This is a genomic window from Sphingobium sp. ba1 (genome assembly GCF_000743655.1).
Taxonomy (GTDB): domain Bacteria; phylum Pseudomonadota; class Alphaproteobacteria; order Sphingomonadales; family Sphingomonadaceae; genus Sphingobium.
In genome coordinates, this window is the sequence record NZ_JPPQ01000083.1 from 400,037 (window position 1) to 420,210 (window position 20,174).

13 protein-coding genes are annotated in these 20,174 nt (G+C 59.4%); 8 read left to right on the top strand and 5 right to left on the bottom strand.

The annotated features are described in order from the left end of the window. Together IL54_RS22415 and IL54_RS21230 are read right to left on the bottom strand one after the other, a co-directional pair. Positions 1–3,037, bottom strand: a 3,037-nt coding sequence (locus IL54_RS22415) for a glycosyltransferase family 4 protein (protein ID WP_237748982.1), incomplete at its 3' end; no start/stop codon positions are given. 3 nt (positions 3,038–3,040) lie between these two features. Beyond that, positions 3,041–4,018, bottom strand: coding sequence for a tetratricopeptide repeat protein (locus IL54_RS21230; RefSeq protein WP_081913165.1), 978 nt, complete (start codon positions 4,016–4,018; stop codon positions 3,041–3,043). 628 nt (positions 4,019–4,646) lie between these two features. Here IL54_RS21230 and secA point away from each other — a divergent pair. From secA to IL54_RS21270, 8 genes are all read left to right on the top strand, one after another. Then, complete coding sequence (gene secA, locus IL54_RS21235; protein ID WP_037480242.1) at positions 4,647–7,382, top strand: preprotein translocase subunit SecA; 2,736 nt, start codon at positions 4,647–4,649, stop codon at positions 7,380–7,382. A gap of 129 nt (positions 7,383–7,511) precedes the next feature. Next, positions 7,512–7,865, top strand: a complete 354-nt coding sequence (locus IL54_RS21240) for a PilZ domain-containing protein (RefSeq protein WP_037480244.1) — start codon at positions 7,512–7,514, stop codon at positions 7,863–7,865. A gap of 197 nt (positions 7,866–8,062) precedes the next feature. Next, positions 8,063–9,145 (top strand): mannose-1-phosphate guanylyltransferase/mannose-6-phosphate isomerase, encoded by a 1,083-nt coding sequence (locus tag IL54_RS21245; RefSeq protein ID WP_076605615.1) that lies wholly within the window; start codon positions 8,063–8,065, stop codon positions 9,143–9,145. A 48-nt stretch (positions 9,146–9,193) separates the two neighbouring features. Beyond that, positions 9,194–10,699 (top strand): phosphomannomutase, encoded by a 1,506-nt coding sequence (locus tag IL54_RS21250; protein ID WP_037480248.1) that lies wholly within the window; start codon positions 9,194–9,196, stop codon positions 10,697–10,699. Between the two features lie 84 nt (positions 10,700–10,783). Next, positions 10,784–11,818 carry a GDP-mannose 4,6-dehydratase gene (gene gmd, locus IL54_RS21255; protein ID WP_037480249.1) on the top strand — a complete coding sequence of 345 codons (1,035 nt, stop codon included), beginning with the start codon at positions 10,784–10,786 and terminating at the stop codon, positions 11,816–11,818. Between the two features lie 102 nt (positions 11,819–11,920). Beyond that, positions 11,921–12,820, top strand: coding sequence for a GDP-mannose 4,6-dehydratase (locus tag IL54_RS21260; RefSeq protein WP_037480252.1), 900 nt, complete (start codon positions 11,921–11,923; stop codon positions 12,818–12,820). A gap of 164 nt (positions 12,821–12,984) precedes the next feature. Further along, complete coding sequence (gene argJ / locus IL54_RS21265) at positions 12,985–14,208, top strand: bifunctional glutamate N-acetyltransferase/amino-acid acetyltransferase ArgJ (RefSeq protein WP_037480254.1); 1,224 nt, start codon at positions 12,985–12,987, stop codon at positions 14,206–14,208. After that, positions 14,208–15,005, top strand: coding sequence for an inositol monophosphatase family protein (locus tag IL54_RS21270; protein ID WP_037480256.1), 798 nt, complete (start codon positions 14,208–14,210; stop codon positions 15,003–15,005). The genes argJ and IL54_RS21270 overlap by 1 nt, the downstream gene beginning before the upstream one ends. Before the next feature lie 22 nt (positions 15,006–15,027). Here the strand turns inward: IL54_RS21270 and trxA are convergent, their stop codons facing one another. The 3 genes from trxA to IL54_RS21285 form a co-directional block, all read right to left on the bottom strand. Next, complete coding sequence (trxA, locus tag IL54_RS21275; protein ID WP_037480258.1) at positions 15,028–15,348, bottom strand: thioredoxin TrxA; 321 nt, start codon at positions 15,346–15,348, stop codon at positions 15,028–15,030. Between the two features lie 30 nt (positions 15,349–15,378). Next, entirely contained in the window at positions 15,379–18,816 is a 3,438-nt protein-coding gene (gene addA / locus IL54_RS21280; protein ID WP_037480260.1) for a double-strand break repair helicase AddA, read from the bottom strand. Then, positions 18,797–20,174: PD-(D/E)XK nuclease family protein (locus IL54_RS21285; protein WP_037480729.1), on the bottom strand; the 1,378-nt coding region annotated here is incomplete at its 5' end. The genes addA and IL54_RS21285, both read right to left, overlap by 20 nt.

Below are 20,174 nucleotides of genomic sequence, written 5' to 3' on the forward strand. Positions count from 1 at the left end.
GCCTCTTGGCATCCGCCATAACACGACTATCGCCCAGAATATCAGGGCAATTGAGAACCGCTACCGGAATATCGGCATCGTCTAGAGCCTGCATACAGGCATCATGCGAGGCCGGTCGGGATGATGTCGCATCCGACATTTCCTGCCGCAGCCCCGTCATGGAAATGCCATTGGAGAGGACAGTCTCCTCAATCCAGGTCATGAGCATCCCGGCAAAAGATGGTCTTAACCCATCACGCTGAAACGCCAGGCTATCCATGACAATATAGTCCAGCGCGACGCCATCATTACGCGCTGCCCTAAGCAGGTCGAAGTTATTTTTGGCGAAAGAATGAAACAGGTCGGACCCGACGATGCGGTCACCGATTTGAGGCGTGAGAAGATGGTCCTGCAGACAGCTATTGGCAATCTTGCAGACATGGGCGGCAAATTGATTGCCGACGACAAAATGCCCACCGTCGGCATAGATGGCGCGTACCCTATTCCCGCCTTGCCGGAATATCTCTTCAAGCCAATAACTGGTGATGCGATCAAGTCGGTGGCTCGGATCAGGTTTTGCAAAGGCGGTCAAATCGAAGTAGATTTGAGGCGCTTTCTGGCAGGCTTCATTGCGAGCCAGCGCGATAGCAACCTTTGCCAAATCATTTTCGTCCGGCCGACTTCCGCGGACGTCTTCCGGCAGTCTCGCAATAAGGCGTTTTAGGACTTCGGCGTCTGCGCGCTTTGCTGGCAGCTTACCGCTCATCTGGCGCGCTGCCTCGACGGCACCAGGCATGGCCGCGCCCGTTATGTTATCATCCCGCACGAGGGCCTGCGCCGAATCAAAAAATTCGACCAACTTCGAGCACTTTGCTCCAACCAGATGGCGAGCTAGATAAAGGCGCGGTGGCGGGCAGTCGATGGACATCCTTTTACGGATCGCATCCGGCAAGCCGTCATCGACGATCAGGACATCGGCCGTTGACAGCAGTCCACAATACACAGCGTCCAGATCACAGCTAATCCGGACAACGCCAGACACCAATTTGCTGATATTGACGTCGCCCGGCTGCCGGTCATGCAGGTCGCAAAAAACCACGAGAGACGGCGCGTCTGTTACAGCGACAAAAGCCGTACGGAAATCCCGAATGATGCGGGAAGCGGCATCGTCATCGGCAGCAACTGCCACGATAACAGCGGACGCTGCGTTTACACCGACCTTTTCGCACAGTGCCCTACGGGCCTGGTCGGAAAGCGCAATGGGCATGATGTCGGTCCGGCAGGCCACTTGTCCGACTGCCGAGTCAGCCTCGACATAGAGATGGGCGGCACGGCTTGCCAAATCCTCAATCAGCAGGTCGATCATCTCATTTGCAGAAACTTCGTTCGCCGCTGCGCGTGACAGCCCCCCAAAGCCGGCGGCCTCGAACATAGCCAGTTCCGCGCCATCGAAAAGGCGCCGGCCGGTCAATTTATTAGGAGCAGGAGGAGCCAGACGCTCCACCAGTATCAGGTCGCCCTTTTGGCGGCGCATCAGTCGGCGGAAAGCGGCATCGGCCATATAATCGGCACTGTAGAGGATATGATGAAAGTGATCCGCGTGGGTTTCGAACCACTCGACGTTCCTGATGGCGCAATTGGCCTGCAACCATTCGCTTACCGGCGTTCGGCTCGTGCTGATGATCGTAAGGTCAAACCTGTCTGCGAGCGCGGCTGCCAAGGCATTGTTGACGCCAGAGAGTCGATGTTCGGGTGGAACGTCCATCATCAACAGCGCCATTTCCATCCGCCTGGATGGCATGCCCCCTTCATCCTGTACGGTAGCAGAGGTAGACGGGCGGCTCTCGCGCAGCAATTTTTCAAGCGCGTCGAGCGCGACGGTTGCAGACTTTTCCCATGTGAACAACGCCGCACGCCGCGGGCCAAAATCGCGCAATTCCTTCTCAACCGAAGGATTGGCCAGGATGCGTTCGATCGCTCGCCCGATTTCGACGATGTTGGCAGGATCGGGCGCGAGATCGGATCGACCAACGACTTCGGGAATGCTGGTTTTCGACGAACCTACGACGGGGGCTCCGCAGGCCATCGCCTCCAATAGCGGAAGGCCAAAACCCTCGCTAAAGGATGGAAAGGCGAATGTGCTGCTGTAATGGTAGAGCGCAGGCAGATCAGCATCGGAAACGAAACCAGGCAACACAATGGTTTCCGGGTCCATCCCCTCCGCCCTCGCCAAGTCGTGGATATAACGCTGCGCAAAGCTGTCCATCTTGCCGGCAAAAACAAGCTGATGTCCATCACGGACGCTCTTGGACATGCTGCCATAACCCGCAATCAGTCCTTCGATGTTCTTACGCGGCTCCAAAGGACTGGCCATCATCACATAGGGGCGGGAAATCCCATATTTTTCCAGGATATCCGCTCTTTGCGCGGAACTCCATTTCGGCGCGCGAAACTGTTCATCCACACCGCCATAGGCAACGACCACCTTGTGATCGGCAATGCCGAGCTTGGCGATAGCGTCATCTCCCGCGTAGCGCGAAACTGCAAGCAACAGATCGGCGTGGCGGGCGTCGTTCAAACGGCGAAAATAGGCAGCACGATCATGTTCCCCGCCCAAATGACGCGCGGGATCTTCCAAAGGTATCAGGTCGTGTAAGGTGATGACGTTGAGATAGGGCGCGTCGCGCTCCACAGAGACAACCGTATCGTCCCAAAAGCCCTCGAACAGGCTAGGAACGAACACGACGTCGGGCGCCAGGCTTTCGAGAAAATGCGCGCGCACAAGTTCAGCCGCGCGATTGCGCCATGCATTTGACGGATCCGCCGCCGTAGCCATGGGAGGCACCGAATAGGTAACGACAGAGCTAGGCGGAAGCAGCCCCTCAAACGAACGACGGATATCATCCACGGATTCGGAGAAGGATCGATTAAGCGCAATGATGAATTCGTGGTTTCTACCAGCCTTTACCATCGCGCGGGCCATGGACATGGCGTATCGGCCGATTCCACGATGTCGGCTGCCATTCTGACATGCCTGCAGATCTATAACGATGCGCATCTATCAATGTTTTCCTTGAACATGCGTGGCCAGAAGGTTCCATATGGCTTTTTCACGTTCGCCCAGTTCAGGCGGGCACACCATGACTCTTGACTTGCCTTCGGCAGGGGCGGGACTGGCTTGCGTATGCGCGATTTCGGCACCGGCCAATATGGGGTGGTCAGCAAGGCGATGGGGAGCAAGCCGAAGCACGGTGCCGAACGCTGTACGGGCCGAATTATGCCGGTTTTGCGCCGTTAACACATAGCCAAGATGTAACCATGGATCCACATATAGGGGATCGATTGCGATCGCGCGACGGTAGGCGAGTTCTGCTTCAGGTTGCTGGTTTTGGTGGTTGAAAGCATGGCCGAGCTGTAGAAGAAGATCGGGATTGCTCGGCTCAAGCCGCACTGCGGCTGCATAAAATTTCTCGGCTTCTTTCCAATCCCGTTTGCGCGCAGCTTTTCTTGCCTGGGACCGCAACCACACTGCCTTCCACCCCATCGGCCGATCAGGACGGCATTCATCAGCGTGCGCAAAAGCAGCATTGACCAGATATTCCTGCGTCTTTTCCTCACCTTTGTCTGCCAGCAATATTTCAGCGATGTCGCGATTTTCAGGGTCAAGAAGAAGGGCGCGGGCTAAAGAACGCATTCCTTGTTCATGAAGATGCGTTTCGCGCTGCACATAGCCTAGATGGCGGTGACCGATAGAATTTTCTGGCTGCGCTTTCGTTGCATTGCGATAGGCGAGCTGTGCTGCATCCGGCATTCCCAAATGACCATAGGCATGACCTAGCTGTACCCAGAGGCGTGCATTCATAGGTACCAACCGCAATGCCCCAACATAGGCATCAACAGCTTGGCCCCAATTCATTGCATGGGCAGCGGCACGTCCCTTTTTTCTGGCTAAATATGCACAGAAGCGAGCGGCGAACGGGACCATCTTCAACTTAGCGATTTCAAATGGAGCGTTCGAAACAGGATCTACCAACTTCATAGCATACTCTAACTGTCAATTTTGACCGAATAAGGCGCGCTGCCCAAGCTTCAGCCTAACAGACCCAAGCCCTGGAAGACTTTACACCTTGGTACCGATTACAATATGGGGGGAAAGCGCCCGTGAGCTCCAATTATGCAACCGTAAGCCCGTGGCCTTGTGTACAACGTCAATCCCATGCTGCTTAGTTTGATCTAGCTCATATCAGAAAATAAATCACTTTATATCAATTTTTTAGATCAAATTACACGACATATGATCTGGTATGCGAAGTCTCAAATCGGAAGGAGGTGGCGCGTTGAAACCAACGAATTCATGGTTCCTACAATTTCGAGCCTTGCAACCGCCTTGGCAAGAAAATTTTGTCGAAAAGCATAATTTCATGGAAAATGGTAAGGGGTTGCTCTCTTCTGAACGAGGCAATGAACCGCATTGCTCAATGCTGGGCGAGTAAGGCGCATATCGTGATATTACCGTAATAGAGCGATCCCTCCACCCGCCGCAGGACGTTACCTGTGGTGCAGCGGCACGTTGATTGACTAACCGCTGAGCCATCCCTAAATCGCCGCGCATGTCTGCGCGCCTGCCCGTCACCGGGCAACGCCTCCCTTTTGAGTCAGGAATGTCCATGTTCGGCGCACTCGCCAAGTCCATCTTCGGTTCGTCCAACGAACGCTACGTGAAGTCGCTGGGCAAGATCGTCGATCGGATCGCCTCGTTCGAACCATCGGTGCAGGCGCTGAGCGACGCGGATCTGGCCGCACAGACCGCGCGGTTCCGCGAGCGGCTGGCCGCGGGCGAGACGCTGGACGACCTGTTGCCCGAAGCCTTTGCCACGGTGCGCGAAGCGTCCGTCCGGGTATTGGGTATGCGCCATTTCGACGTGCAGATGGTGGGCGGCATCGTCCTGCATCGCGGAGAGATCGCTGAAATGCGCACGGGTGAGGGCAAGACGCTGGTGGCGACGCTCGCGACTTACCTCAATGCGCTGGAGGGCAAGGGCGTTCATGTCGTCACCGTCAACGACTATCTCGCCAGCCGCGACTGCGACTGGATGGGGCAGGTCTATCGTTTCCTGGGGCTGACCACCGGCGTCATCGTGCCGAACATCAGCGAGGATCAGCGCCGCGCCGCCTATGCCGCCGACATCACCTATGCGACGAACAACGAACTCGGTTTCGACTATCTGCGCGACAATATGAAATATGACCGCGCGTCGATGGTCCAGCGCCCGTTCAACTATGCGATCGTTGACGAGGTGGACTCGATCCTGATCGACGAAGCGCGCACGCCGCTCATCATCTCCGGCCCGACCGACGACAAGTCCGAACTCTATGTCTCAGTCGATGCGATCGTGAAGCAGGTCACGGAAGCCGATTATGAGAAGGACGAAAAGCAGCGCTCCGTCACGCTGACCGAGGACGGCACCGAGCGGATCGAGCGTTTGCTGGAGGATGCCGGGCTGCTGCAGGGCACCAACCTCTATGATTTCGAAAATACCCAGGTGGTGCATCATGTGAACCAGGCGCTGCGCGCCAACGTCATGTTCCGCCGCGACATCGATTATATCGTGAAGGACGGCAAGGTCATCATCATCGATGAGTTTACCGGCCGTATGATGGATGGTCGCCGCTGGTCCGATGGCCTGCATCAGGCGGTGGAGGCCAAGGAAGGCGTACAGATCGAGCCGGAAAACCAGACGCTGGCATCGGTCACCTTCCAGAATTATTTCCGCATGTATCCCAAGATTTCGGGCATGACCGGGACGGCTTCGACCGAAGCGACCGAATTTTACGAAATCTACAAGATGAACGTCGTCACCATCCCGACCAACAAGCCGGTGCAGCGGATCGACGAGCAGGATAGTTTCTACAAGAATATCGAGGACAAGTTCCGCGGGATTGCGCGGACGATCAAGGAACATGCCGAAAAGGGCCAGCCGGTGCTGGTCGGCACGGTGTCGATCGAAAAGTCCGAAATGCTGTCGGAATTCCTCAATCAGGAAGGCGTGCCCCACGCGGTCCTCAACGCCCGCTTCCATGAGAGCGAGGCGCATATCGTGGCGCAGGCCGGGCGCAAGGGCGTGGTGACGATCGCCACCAACATGGCCGGTCGCGGCACCGATATTCAGTTGGGCGGCAATCTGGAACTGCGCGTCGAGGACGAATTGCGCGATGTGCCAGAAGGCCCCGAACGCGATGCTGCAATCGAACGGATGAAGGCGGAAATCGCCGCAGAAAAGGCCGAAGTGCTGGCCGCTGGCGGCCTGTTCGTGCTGGCGACCGAGCGGCATGAAAGCCGCCGTATCGACAATCAGCTGCGTGGCCGTTCGGGTCGTCAGGGTGACCCTGGCCTGTCGCGCTTCTATCTCAGCCTCGACGATGATCTGATGCGTATCTTTGGCCCGGACACGATGTTCGCCAAGATGATCCGCTCCAACCTGGAAGATGGCGAAGCGCTGCCCCCGTCCAAATGGCTGAGCAAGGCGATCGAGACTGCGCAGAAGAAGGTCGAGGCGCGCAACTACGACATTCGCAAGCAGGTCGTCGAATATGATGACGTCATGAACGACCAGCGCAAGGTGATCTACGAACAGCGCTCCGACATCATGGACGCCGATACGGTGGACGACGTCGTCACCGACATGCGCCATGAAACCGTGAACGACATCGTCGGCGCATCCTGCCCGCCCGGCACCTATCCCGAACAATGGGACATGGTGAAGCTCAAGACCCGCACCTCCGAAATTCTGGGGCTGGAGGTTGATTTCGACGCTTGGATGGCCGAGGATTCGATCGACCCGGAAATGATCGAGGAGCGGCTGACCGCCATGGCCGACGAAGCCGTCGCCGAGAAGGTCGCCAATGTCGATTCGGCCGACTGGCACATGATCGAAAAGTCGATCCTGTTGCAGAGCTTGGATCATCATTGGAAGGAGCATCTGGCCACACTCGACGCGCTGCGCCAGGTCGTCCATCTGCGCGCCTATGCGCAAAAGACGCCGATCAACGAATATAAGCAGGAGGCCTTCGCGCTGTTCGAACGGATGCTGGAAAATATCCGCGAGGATGTGACCGGGTCGATCGCACGGGTGCAGTTCCGCATGGACGAAGCGCCACTACCGCAATTCGACCTGCCGGTGCTACCCGATTTCATCACCACCCATATCGATCCGTTTTCGGGTGAGGATAACAGCGCCGACATCGACGCCGGGCAATGGGGCGGGATCACCACGACCATCCCTAGCCGGCCGCTCGACACGGCACCCGATAGCGACTTCGCTAATCTCGACATCAGCCGCAACGCGCTTTGCCCCTGCGGGTCGGGTCAGAAATATAAGCATTGTCACGGCGCCTTGGCCTGATCCTGCGCCGGGCGGATGGGTAATTCCGTCCGCCTATGGCTAATATAGGGTTGACCGGATGAGGCATGGTTTCGGTAACGAAACCAGCCGATAATTGCATCTTATCCTGGGGGGAGCCGGGAGAAGAGCATGACAAGCACATCTTATCGTTCACAAAGTGACCGCCGACGCGAAAGTCGCTTCGTCGCCAATGCGCCAGCGACCCTGCTATGGGACGGGGTCAGCAGCCCAGTCACCATCCTGAACATCTCGGTCTATGGTGCGCTGCTGGGCGGTGCCCATGTGCCGCCGGTGGGTGCCCGTGTGACATTGATTGGCGATCATCTGGAAATATGCGGCACGGTCATCTGGCAAGGTGATGATCGATGCGGCCTTCTGCTCAGCCGTGCCGTTGATCCGCTGGCCGTGATCGACGAACCATCGGTGCGCACGACCGAACCGCCCATCACGCTACGTCGGGTCGCGCCTGGCCGTTACGCTTAAAGAGAACGCCATCGATCTTCCCGACCCGCGCGTCACTATCACAGTCCAGTTATACCGTTGCCCAAGCGCCGCCATCAGAGTGCTAAAGGCTTGGCAAGCCTAGAATTTGCAGCCATAGACCACGCCAATCATCCGTGTGACACTGTTACGGTAACGTTACATCTGATTTGAAGATTGACGGATTAATTAGGCGAAAAATGGCGAGCGAATCTCAATATATTGTTCCTGTGGTCTTGTCTGGGGGATCGGGAACTCGACTATGGCCGGTGTCGACGCCTGAGCGTCCCAAGCAACTGCTATCGCTAACGGCAAAGCAAACCATGCTTCAATTGACCATCAGTAGGACGGAAGGCTATGCCGGTGCTTCGGTTAGTTCCCCGATCATTGTTGCCAATGCCGCACACGCACTCATTGTCGATGAACAATTGCAGGCTATCGGAATCCACGACTATCGTCTGATACTTGAACCGTCGGGGCGCAACACCGCGCCCGCAATTGCGCTGGCAGCATTAGAGGCGCGACCTGATGATATTCTGCTGGTGATGCCAAGCGATCATATCATCCTTGATCTGCCTGCGTTCCATACTGCCATATCGCGTGCGTTGCCGCTTGTTTCAGAAGGTCTGCTAACCACATTCGGCATCGAAGCGGACGGCCCGGAGACGGGATATGGTTATATCCAGATGGGTGCTGACCTTGGCAATATGGTGCATAAGGTAGCAAGGTTCGTTGAGAAGCCTGACGCATCTACTGCCGTAAAGATGTTGGCTGAAGGCAAATATGTCTGGAATGCTGGCATATTCCTGTTTCGGGCCGACGCCTATTTGGAAGCGCTTGAACGTCACCGGCCGGATATGCTGGCCGCAGTCAGGGCGTCCCTTAAAGGCGCGAAGCGCGAAGGATTGCATGTCCTGCCGGAACCGGAATCCTTCGCGGCTTGCCCCTCTGACTCGGTAGACTATGCCATTATGGAACGCGAGGCGCATGTGGCCTGTGTTCCTGTCAATATGGGCTGGTCCGATGTCGGCAGCTGGGACTCGTTGCATGCGGTCAGCACTAGAGACGCCAACGACAATGCAGTACGAGGGGAGGCCCTCCTGTTGAACGCAAGAAACTGTTTGGTGCATAGCGATGGACCCCGCGTCACGCTGGTCGATATCGACGACTTGATCGTGGTCGTTTCAGGACAAGAAGTCATGATATTGCGTCGCGGCGAATCTCAACAGGTTCGCCGCGTGACGGAAGCGGTAAAGGGCGCTAAGCCCGCGACAGGGGCGTAAGTTTTCCGCGTCTGCAATCACATTCCCTAGCGGGCATAGCGAGTTTTTATGACGGGTGTTTCTATCGCGGACCTGATGGCCGTGTCTGGCGTCGCTTTCGGTACAAGTGGCGCCCGCGGCCTCGTGAGCGCGATGAGCGACCGCATATGCTTCGCCTACACCATGGGCTTTCTGCAGCATCTGGAAGCCGAGGGATTGTTTCACTCCGGACAGCATGTTGCGATTGCTGGTGATCTTCGCCCATCCTCGCCCCGGATCATGGCCGCCTGTGCAGCCGCTATTGTTCATAAGGGCGGACATGTGGACTATTGCGGTTTCGTACCTTCGCCAGCGGTGGCAGCCTATGGCTTTGCGCGGGGCATGGGGTCGCTCATGGTTACGGGCAGCCACATACCCGACGATCGCAATGGCATAAAATTCAACCGTCCCGATGGTGAAATACTCAAGGCGGACGAACTGTCCATCCGGGCGCAAATAGTGGATTTGCCGGATATATTCGACGGCAGTGGGATGTTGTTGGCGCCTCCCCTAAAGTTTCCCCTTGTCGATGCTACGACAACATATATCGCGCGCTACGTCGATTTCTTTGGTGCGCGCGCATTGGAGGGGCTTAAGCTCGGCATCTACGAACATTCGGCCGTTGGTCGAGATGTCCTTGTTGCTTTGGTCAAGCAGATGGGCGGGCAAGCCTTTCCTCTCGGTAGATCGGAAACGTTCATTCCAGTCGATACGGAGGCGGTTCGCCCTGAAGACCATGTCCTCGCCCGCCAATGGGCTGCAGAATTGCAACTCGATGCCATTTTGTCGTCAGATGGGGATTCGGACAGGCCGCTGCTGGCCGACGAAACGGGTATATGGATTCGTGGGGATATATTGGGCATTTTATGTGCCAGGGCCTTGGGTATCAAGGCGGTCGCGACGCCGGTCAGTTGCAACAGCGCGGTCGAGCTATGCGGCCTGTTCGATGTAGTTCGTCGAACCCGGATCGGATCGCCATTCGTCATAGAAGGCATGCAGGGACTGAGCCGCGCTGGCCATGCCACGATATGCGGCTATGAAGCCAATGGTGGCTTTTTGCTTGGCACTCCTGTTGAAAGCGAGGGCGTTGTTTTAGAAGCGCTACCGACGCGCGACGCCATATTGCCAATGATAGCAGCACTAGTGGATGCAAAGCGCCGAAGCATCACTCTGTCGGCGTTGCAGGAACAGTTGCCGGCCCGATATACGGTGAGTGATCGCCTGCAAAATTTCCCCACTGATCGCAGCCAGGCGTTGATTTCCTATCTTCAAGCTGGCACCGAAACCGATATCCTCGCTCGGCTAACGAATATGCTGGGCGCGGTAGCGGGGAAAGCGGTCCGGTTCGACACGACAGATGGGTTGCGGATCTATTTCGACAATGACGACATCGTCCATCTTCGCCCCAGCGGTAATGCACCGGAGTTGCGTTGCTATACGGAGAGTGCGGATGTGGAAGCGGCATCGACACTCAATCAGCAAATTCTTCACCTTGTCGCAAACAGTGATAGTAATATTCTTGAATTTAAGATCTAAAAATAGAATAATATTATCGACACATTATTATCAAAAATGTTCGATTGATGCAGAAATAAACATTTTATCTGGCACGAGGTTTATATGAAGACGGCAATAGTTACTGGAATAACCGGGCAGGATGGCGCCTATCTTGCTGAACTGTTGCTGGGCAAGGGTTATGAGGTTTATGGAACCTATCGCCGTACCAGTTCTGTCAACTTCTGGCGGATCGAGGAGCTTGGCATAAGCCAGCATCCCAATCTCAAGCTCGTGGAATATGACCTCACGGATCTTGCATCGAGCATCCGTCTGTTACAAACAGCCAAGGCATCGGAAATCTATAACCTTGCCGCACAAAGCTTCGTAGGCGTATCCTTCGATCAGCCGATTACGACCGCCGAGATTACCGGCATAGGCCCTTTGAACCTCCTCGAAGCCATCCGCATCGTCGATCCCACGATCCGCTTCTATCAAGCCAGCACGTCGGAAATGTTCGGAAAGGTGCAGGCCGTACCGCAAATTGAGGACACACCCTTTTATCCGCGCAGTCCCTATGGCGTTGCCAAGCTGTACGCGCATTGGATCACGGTGAATTATCGTGAAAGCTATGACATCTTCGGATGCAGCGGCATCCTGTTCAACCATGAAAGTCCGCTGCGCGGCCGCGAATTCGTAACCCGCAAAATCACCGACACCGTCGCGAAGATCAAACTTGGTAAGATGGATTGCCTGGAACTTGGCAATCTGGACCCGAAGCGGGACTGGGGATTTGCCAAGGAATATGTCGAAGGCATGTGGCGCATGCTGCAGGCCGACGAGCCGGACACCTATGTTCTGGCGACCAACCGCACTGAAACCGTCCGCGATTTCGTTCGGATGGCGTTTAAAGCTGCGGATATTGAGGTCGAATTTTCGGGCGCCGAAGAGCATGAGGTTGCCACCGACGTTGCAACCGGCAAGATCGTCATGCGCGTCAACCCGCGTTTTTATCGCCCTGCCGAGGTCGATTTGCTGATTGGCAATCCCGAAAAAGCTGTCACAAAACTGGGCTGGAAGCCGGAAACGACATTGGAGCAGTTGTGCAAGATGATGGTAAACGCGGACCTCATACGAAACCGTTTGAACGCCTCTTTCTGATCTCGATTTGAGCGTTGGCGACAAGATGCCGGTAGCGGGCGATCGGATACCACATCTACGTGGCAACGGTCGTTCCACGGCAGCAGTTAAGGTGAGACATCTATGAGCAGAATTTTGATTACCGGCGTAGATGGGTTCACGGGACGCTACCTAACCACTTTGTTGTCGCGTCATGGTCACGAAGTCGTTGGTATATCGCATATGCCGATTACTTCGCCTATCGAAGGATTGAGCAGGTCTGTCATATGTGATTTGACCGACGCCAAAGCCCTTACGGACACGATCGCAGACATCAGGCCGGATAAGGTCGTGCATCTTGCTGCAATCGCATTTGTCTCTCATGGCGTAGCCGAAGATATTTATCGTACAAACATCGTGGGTAGTCGCAATCTGCTGGACGCCCTCGATAAAGCGGGAAATGTCGATACAATCCTTCTGGCCAGCAGTGCTAATATTTACGGAAATCGGGTAAGTGGCGCCATTACCGAAGCTGTTTCGCCTGACCCTGTAAACGACTATGCTGTCAGTAAATTGTCGATGGAGTTTGTTGCCCGCCTGTACAGAGAACGTTTGCCGATCATCCTCGCCCGGCCGTTCAACTATACTGGCGTCGGACAATCTATCAATTTTGTCATACCCAAGATCGTTCATTATGTGCGTCAAAAGGCAGATGAGATAGAGTTGGGAAATCTGGACGTTTCCCGTGATTTTTCGGATGTCCGTGATGTCGTGTCGGCCTATGCCTCTCTTCTGGACGCGCCTTCTGCTTTGGGCGAAACATTCAACATCTGCTCCGGCAAGGCCTATTCGCTGAGAGAAGTAATCGCCATGATCCAGGAGATTTCGGGACGCGATTTCGCCGTTCGCGTCAATCCGGACTTTGTTCGCGAGAACGAAGTAAAAACATTGTGGGGAGATCGTAGCAAGCTCGATGCGGTGTCCGGGCAAAGGCCGATATATGATCTACGCGATACGCTGACATGGATGCTCAATCACCAGTAAACGAGTGTCGCAGGCGAATGGCGTGGTTACTTTTGAACAATCACAGTTACTACGCTGAACTGAATATTGGCGGCATCGCTCCATCCTGACCGATGCGAAAATATGTTTGTTCCAAAGGGCATTGTGCCTAAACCGGCCTCCACCCCTATCATAGCGAGACGAATATGCAACGCTCTCCCCTCGCCCCCGCCCAATTCCCCGCCTTGCCCTCTATCGCGGGCGTGACGCTGCGCGTGGCGCAGGCGCGCTACAAGGATTGGGACCGGTGCGACCTCACCTATGTCGAGTTGGACGCAGGTACGGCGGTCGCGGGTGTGACGACGCAGAGCCTGTGCCCTTCGCCCGAAGTCGAATGGTGCCGTGACGCCATCCCGCTGGGGTCGGCGCGCGCGCTAGTGGTCAATGCGGGTAATGCCAATGCCTTTACCGGGCATCGTGGCCGCGCGGCGGTGGAAGCGATTGCTGCCAAGGTCGCCAACCATCTGGGCTGCCTACCCTCCGACGTGCTGGTTTCGTCGACCGGGGTGATTGGGGTGCCCCTGCCCATCGACAAGGCCGAGGCGGGACTGGAAGCTGCCTTTGTTGCCGAACCCTGCGGCTGGGAGGCAGCGGCTACGACCATCGGCACCACCGACACCTATGCCAAGGGCGCCCATGCCTCCGCCATGATCGGCGACACGCGCGTCAATTTGGTCGGCATCATCAAGGGATCGGGCATGATCGCGCCCGACATGGCGACGATGCTGGGCTATATCTTCACCGACGCGGCGATCGATCCGGCGCTGCTTCAACAGATGCTGTCGGCGGCCAACAAGCGGACCTTTTCCTGCATCACGGTCGATAGCGATACATCAACCAGCGACACGGTGCTGGCCTTTGCCACCGGCAAGGCGGGCAATGCGCCGATGACCAGCATGGACGATGCGGGGGCGGACGCCTTCCACGCTGCCCTGTCCGACATCTGCCGCCAGCTCGCGCATCTGGTCGTGCGCGACGGCGAGGGAGCGACCAAATTCGTCGAGATCAGCGTCGAAGGCGCTGTGAGCGACGAAAGCGCGCATCGCATCGGCCTGTCGATCGCCAATTCGCCGCTGGTCAAGACCGCGCTGGCGGGCGAGGACGCTAATTGGGGCCGGGTCGTCATGGCGATCGGCAAGGCGGGCGAACCGGCCGATCGCGACCGGCTGTCGATCCGCTTCGGCGCGACGCAAGTGGCGACCGGCGGCCTGGCGGTCGAAGGCTATGACGAAGCGCCGGTGGCCGCGCACCTCAAGGGGCAGGATATCGAGATCGGCGTCGATCTGGGTCTGGGCGAGGGGCGCGCGACGGTGTGGACCTGCGACCTGACCCATGGTTATATCGCGATCAACGCGGATTATCGAAGCTGATGCAGCTCGATATCCACGCCCCCGTCGTCGCCCTGATGCGCGAGGTCGCGCGCGACATCGTCATGCCGCGCTACCAGAATCTGGCGCGTCATGAGATTAGCGAGAAGGCGGCAAACGATTTCGTCACCATCGCCGACAAGGAAAGCGAAATCCGCCTGGCCGAAGGGCTGAGTGCGATCCTGCCTGAAGCCGGGATCATCGGCGAGGAAGCCTGCGCGGCCGATCCCGCGATCCTCGACCGGGCGGGCGACGGACTGAACTGGATCATCGACCCGATCGACGGCACCGGCAATTTTGCGGCGGGCAATCCGCCCTTCGGCATCATGATCGCGCTGGCCGATGGCGGCGCGACGCTGGCGGGGTGGATACTCGATCCGCTGACTGGCCGCCTGTGCCACGCCATGCTGGGCGGGGGCAGCCATATCGACGGGGAACAAGTGCAGGCGCGCGAGAGCGGTGGCGAGCTGCCGATCGCGGCGCTGGCCGTCTATTTCATGACGCCGGAGGAACGGGCGGATATTCAGCGGCGATCGCAGGACCGTTTCGCGCTGGTGGACATTCCTCGCTGCGCCGCCGAACAATATCCCCGGCTGGTGCTGGGGCAGAATGATGTGTCGGTGTTCGCGCGCACCCTGCCTTGGGACCATGCGACGGGCACATTGTTCCTGAACGAAGCGGGCGGCTGCTGTCAGCGGCTCGACGGATCACCCTATCAAGTCGGCGATACGCGCCGGGGTCTGCTGGGCGCATCTTCGCCGCGTTTGTGGGACAGGGCAGCGGAAATCCTGTTCCGCTAACCCTGCCCCGCCTGCATCGATCTTACAGGACGCTTTCGAGCCAGCTCTTGAGCGCGCTCTTGGGCGCAGCGCCGACCTTGGTCGCAGCGGCTTCGCCATTTTTGAACAGGATCATCGTCGGGATGCCGCGCACGCCATATTTGCCCGGCGCGTCGGGATTATCGTCGATATTGACCTTGGCGATCACCACCTTGTCACCCAGTTCCTCGGAAATTTCCTCCAGAGCGGGGCCGATCATCTTACAGGGGCCGCACCATTCGGCCCAGAAATCGACAAGCACGGGCTTGTCGGCGTCGATCACATCCTGCTGAAAGCTGGCGTCGGTTACTGCCTTGGTGGCCATGTCGCTATTCTCCTTGCGTTGCTTGGCTATCTAGGACGCCTGCTCGCCCGGCTCAACGGGCGGGAGCGGCAAATTCTCCTGCGCAGGCACAAAGCCGGGCTTGTGTGCGGCGAGCAGGGCGGACGGCAGGGTGATGAGACGCGGGGCGCTGGTGTAGAGCAGCCCCGCCTCGATCGCCCGGTCAGGAAAGATGACTTTCAGCGCCGCGACATAGGCCGCCATCTGGCGGACATGCGCCATCGGGACTTCGGCCAGCGTCCGCGGTGCAACCCGCCCGGTCTTGAAATCGACGATCTGGACACGATCCGCGCCGACGCAGAGCCGGTCCACCGTGCCCGCAATTACGGCTTCACCAACAACCGCCGCGATCGGTGCTTCGGCGAGCGCGTCAGGCCCGAACAGGCCGGCGAAATCGGGTGCATTGATGACGCGCAAGGCCTGGTCGATTACCTCCTGGCGCAGCGCTACGTCGTCCGCCCCCTGCTGAGCCAGCCAGCGGTCGGCCGCATCTCGGCGGCGATCGACCGGCACGGCGGGCAACCGCTCGAACAGGGCATGAAGCCAGCGTCCGCGATCAGCCGCCGCACGCATCGCCAAGGTCGGTGGCGGATAGGGCTGGTCATCCTCCACCGCTGCCGATGGTGCGAGCGGACGCGGCGGGCGCGCTTCGACTGGCGCTGGCTGGCGCAACCATGTTGGTTCCGCGACGCTGTCGCGCGCCTCTGCTACGTCGATATCGGCCTTCGCGCTCGGCAGGCTTTCCGTCCCCCGCCAGCGGCGAAGTTGCCCCCAGATCGGATCGTCTTCCCACGGTGCGCCAAGCGATTCCATCGCTGCCTCGACCGCGCCATACCAGCTTTCAGGCTTCACCTGCTCCTTGGCCGCCGGGCCAAGCGATCCGGCAACAACCAGCCGTTCCTCGGCCCGCGTCAGCGCGACATAGAGCAGCCGCCAATGCTCCTGCCGCTCGACCCGCGCCGCTTCTTCCGCGAGGTCACCGATCGGTCCCTGCCGTTCGGGCTTGCGCGGCGGCAGGATCGGCAGGCCGTTCCATTCCAGTCCATCCATCCGGTTGCCCGCATCGGGATCGAGACAGGCATCGGCGAGAATGACGATGGGGGCCTGCAAGCCCTTGGCCCCATGCACGGTCAACAGCCGCAGATTATCTCCCTGGGCGGCGGCATCGCGCACGATGTCGACCTCGCCCCGGTCGAACCAGTCGATGAACCGCTGGAGCGAGGGGTGATCGTCCTGCTCGAACCCCAGAGCGGCGTTCAACAATTCCTCGATCGGGTCCGCCGCTTCGGTGCCCAGCCTGTCGATCAGGCGACGGCGGCCATCCATCGGCCCGGACAGGATCGCTTCGAGATAGCGATAGGGGGTCGAAAAATCCGCCACCGCCAGCAGGTCGCGCAAGGGTTGAAGCAGGCCATCGTCCAGCGAGCGGGTGAGGTGCCGCCACAATCCGCCGCGTCGCCCGATCAGCCGGGTCATGAGATCGTCTTGGGTCCAACCGATCAAGGGCGATACCAGCAGCGCAGCGAGGTTCAGATCATCCTCCGGCTGTACCGCAAAGCGCAGCGCGGCGAGCAGGTCGCGTACGGCAAGCGGCGCATTGAGCCGCAGCCGATCGATCCCCGCAACCGCGACATTTTCCTCATAGAGGCGGGCGACGATCAGCCGGGCCAATTCATTGCGGCGACGCACCAGGATCATGATGTCACCCGCGCGCACCGGGCGGCCCCGGCTTTCGAGCATCAGCCCGTCATCGATCCAGCTCTTGATCTGGCGCGCGATATTTTCGGCCAGCTTGCGCTCCTGATCGGCGGCCCAATTTTCCTCACCCTCGGCATCGTCAGATAAGCCCGCGATCACCGGCTTCCACAATTGCACTTCGCCGGGGTGGAGATTGGCGCTGATATGGCGCACATCGCCGGGTTCCAGCCCCAGCCGCCCTGCATCGAGGGTCGCGATGGTGCGGTCCACCACGTCCAGCACCGCCGGGGTGGAGCGGAAACTATGGTCCAGCGACAGATCGTGGAGCCGGTGGCCGGACTGGTCGGCATCGCGCTGGAACAGAATTTGCGCAGCGGCGAAATTGGCGGGGCTGGTCCCCTGAAAGCCGAAGATCGCCTGCTTGAAATCGCCAACCGTGAAAATCGTGCGGATCTTTTCGCCCGCTTCCCATTCGGTTGCGAAAAACTCTTCGGCCAATGTGCGAACGATGCGCCATTGCGCGGCGTTGGTGTCCTGCGCCTCGTCCACCAATATATGGTCGATCCGCTGGTCCAGTTTGTAGCGGATCCATTCGGCAATACCGTCCTGTTCCAACAGGCGGGCAGCGCGGGCAATCAGATCCTCGAAATCGACGGCCCCTGCCAGCCGCTTACCCTCGGCATAGGCCATGGCATAGGCGCGCCCAGCATGAAGCCCCTGCGCCAGCAGCGCGGCATAATCGGCGCGAGCCTTGGTCGCGAGCAGTTCGGCGCAGCGCGTATGCAGGCGCGAGGACAAGGCACCATAGCCATCGTCCGGCGGCACCCAGCCCTTGGCCTCGATCAGATCGCCATCGGTTTTCGCCCAGGCGCGGTGCAGATCGGCCAGGGTCGCCGCGCGCGTGGCGGGATCGGCAGCGCGCCAGACAGCGATCCGGTCACAGCGTTCCAGCCCCCGCCCCTTGCCCCAGGCGACATTGGCGGCGACCAGCGCAGACAAGGTCCGCATGTCAAAGACATCATCGGAACATTGGTCAGCAAGCCATTGATCAATATCACCTTCCGGCAGATCAAACTGACCCGCCAGCCAGGGCGCGATCGGATCGGGCAGCGCCGCCAGCGCATCACCGCGCGCGGCGCAGCGCAGCAGGAAATGCTCCGCCCCACCCTCGCCCAGCCGCAGGCTGATCGCCTGGAGCGCGCCGATCAGTGCGCCATCGCCCTGCTCCTGCGCCCGCACCGCCATGTCGGCCAAGGTCTGCCGCGCCAGTGCGCTCTGTTCGCGCTGGTCGAGTGGGTGGAAGCCCGGCACCAGGTCCGCCTCCAGCGGGAAGGCGGTCAGCAATTGCTGGCAAAAGCCATGGATGGTCTGGATGCGCAAGCCACCACCCGTTGATTCCAGCACTTCGGCGAACAGGCGGCGGGCGCGTTCGCGGGCATCGGGGCCGGACTCTTCACCCAAAGCCTCAAGATCGGCGAACAACCCCTTGTCATCCATCTGCACCCAGGCGGCGAGCCGGTCGTGGATGCGGTCGGCCATTTCCGCCGCACCTGCCTTGGTGAAGGTCAGGCACAGGATATTTTCCGGGCGCACCCCCTGCAGCAGCAGGCGGAATACGCGCGCGGTCAGCACATGGGTCTTGCCCGTGCCGGCCGACGCGGACAGCCAGACATGAGCGTCCGGCGCGGCGGCCTGCGCCTGATTGCCGAGGAGTTTCTGGAGCGGGCGCGCCTTAGCCATCGTCGCGGCCATACCATTCCTCCAGCCGCATAAGCTGGTCATAATCGCCATAATTGGCGACTTCGGGGTTGAGTTGCGCGGTAAAGGGCACGGTGCCAAGCAGATAGGCCTCGACCAATCCACTGAATTGCTCATGGGCGTGGGCGGTGAAGCTCGACGTGACGATCTTGCCACGGCTGCCTGTCGAATCGACCGGGCTTTCGCGATAGCCGAACTGATCGCCCTTCTTGGCGAGCGACCAATATTCGAAGTCGGCTGCGCGCGGTTGATCGCCCAGCCCCGCAAAACCGCCCATTTCGGCGATGACGCCCAGCAGGCCGAGTTGCAGCGAATAGCCCGCCTTAACCATCTTGGCGCTGGGCGGCTTGCCGGTCTTATAGTCGATGACGCCGAGCGTGCCGTCTGACAGTCGGTCGATCCGGTCGGCCTTCCCCATCAACGTGACCTCGGCGACCTCCGCCCGACCTTCGCGCTCGACCGCCAATATGGTCCGCCCCGCCGCCTTGTCCTTGGCGACCTCCGTCGCGATCCAGCGGATCGCTTCCATCAGGCGCGGTTGCCACAGGGCTTTGAGCAAGGGATGGACTTCGGGCCGGTCGAACATCGCCTGCGCGCGGGCTTCCAGGTCAGCGGGGTCGAGCGTGCCAGCCTCCGCCCAATGCTGGAGGATTTCATGCACCGCCGTCCCGCGCCAGGCCGGACCCGCATCGGCGTCAACCGGGTCGAGCCGGACGAGGCGAAGAATGCGCCGGGCGTAGAAAGCATAGGGGTCGGCCTTGAGCCGATCGACGTCGGTGACCGGGATCAGCCTTGGCCGCACGGACAAAGGCGGAACCGGCGCGGGCCGCGAAGCCGGGTGATGGCCATCGGGCCGGTCAATCGCCTGCGCCAGCGCGGCGTAGCGGCCGGCGCCTTTCCATTGCGGGCCGGACATGGCCTTCAACCGCAGCCAGAAGCGCGAGGCGACCGCCGGGCCGCCGCCGCCGCGCCGGGCGCGGGTGATAAGGACGTGGGGGGCGCCCAGCGCACTGGCGAAATCATGCGCGGCAAGGCCAATGCGGGTTTCCAGCCCCGGCAGGCCCAATTCACGGCGGATTCGTGGCGCTAGCCACGGGTCGGGCGCGGGCAGGCCGGGCCAGGTGCCTTCGTTGAGGCCACCCAGCACCATGAGGTCGGCCTGTTGCAGCCGCGCTTCGATCAGACCCAGGATGGCGATGCGCGGATGACCACCCTGGGGCGGACGCACCGACACGCCGCCCAGCATGTGATCGAGCAATACCGGCAGCGCGCGCATGTCGGCCTGACGCGGGCCTTCGGGCGCGGCGGCCTCCATCTCGGCGAAGAGATCGGCGGCGGCCTGCCCCTGGTGC

Bases quoted from the DNA above. Each gene is read 5' to 3' on its own strand.
- secA (WP_037480242.1), top strand. From the start codon at position 4,647: ATGTTCGGCGCACTCGCCAAGTCCATCTTCGGTTCGTCCAACGAACGC.
- trxA (WP_037480258.1), bottom strand. From the start codon at position 15,348: ATGGCCACCAAGGCAGTAACCGACGCCAGCTTTCAGCAGGATGTGATC.
- IL54_RS21250 (WP_037480248.1), top strand. From the start codon at position 9,194: ATGACGGGTGTTTCTATCGCGGACCTGATGGCCGTGTCTGGCGTCGCT.
- gmd (WP_037480249.1), top strand. From the start codon at position 10,784: ATGAAGACGGCAATAGTTACTGGAATAACCGGGCAGGATGGCGCCTAT.
- IL54_RS21245 (WP_076605615.1), top strand. From the start codon at position 8,063: ATGGCGAGCGAATCTCAATATATTGTTCCTGTGGTCTTGTCTGGGGGA.
- IL54_RS21260 (WP_037480252.1), top strand. From the start codon at position 11,921: ATGAGCAGAATTTTGATTACCGGCGTAGATGGGTTCACGGGACGCTAC.
- IL54_RS21240 (WP_037480244.1), top strand. From the start codon at position 7,512: ATGACAAGCACATCTTATCGTTCACAAAGTGACCGCCGACGCGAAAGT.
- addA (WP_037480260.1), bottom strand. From the start codon at position 18,816: ATGGCCGCGACGATGGCTAAGGCGCGCCCGCTCCAGAAACTCCTCGGC.
- IL54_RS21270 (WP_037480256.1), top strand. From the start codon at position 14,208: ATGCAGCTCGATATCCACGCCCCCGTCGTCGCCCTGATGCGCGAGGTC.
- argJ (WP_037480254.1), top strand. From the start codon at position 12,985: ATGCAACGCTCTCCCCTCGCCCCCGCCCAATTCCCCGCCTTGCCCTCT.
- IL54_RS21230 (WP_081913165.1), bottom strand. From the start codon at position 4,018: ATGAAGTTGGTAGATCCTGTTTCGAACGCTCCATTTGAAATCGCTAAG.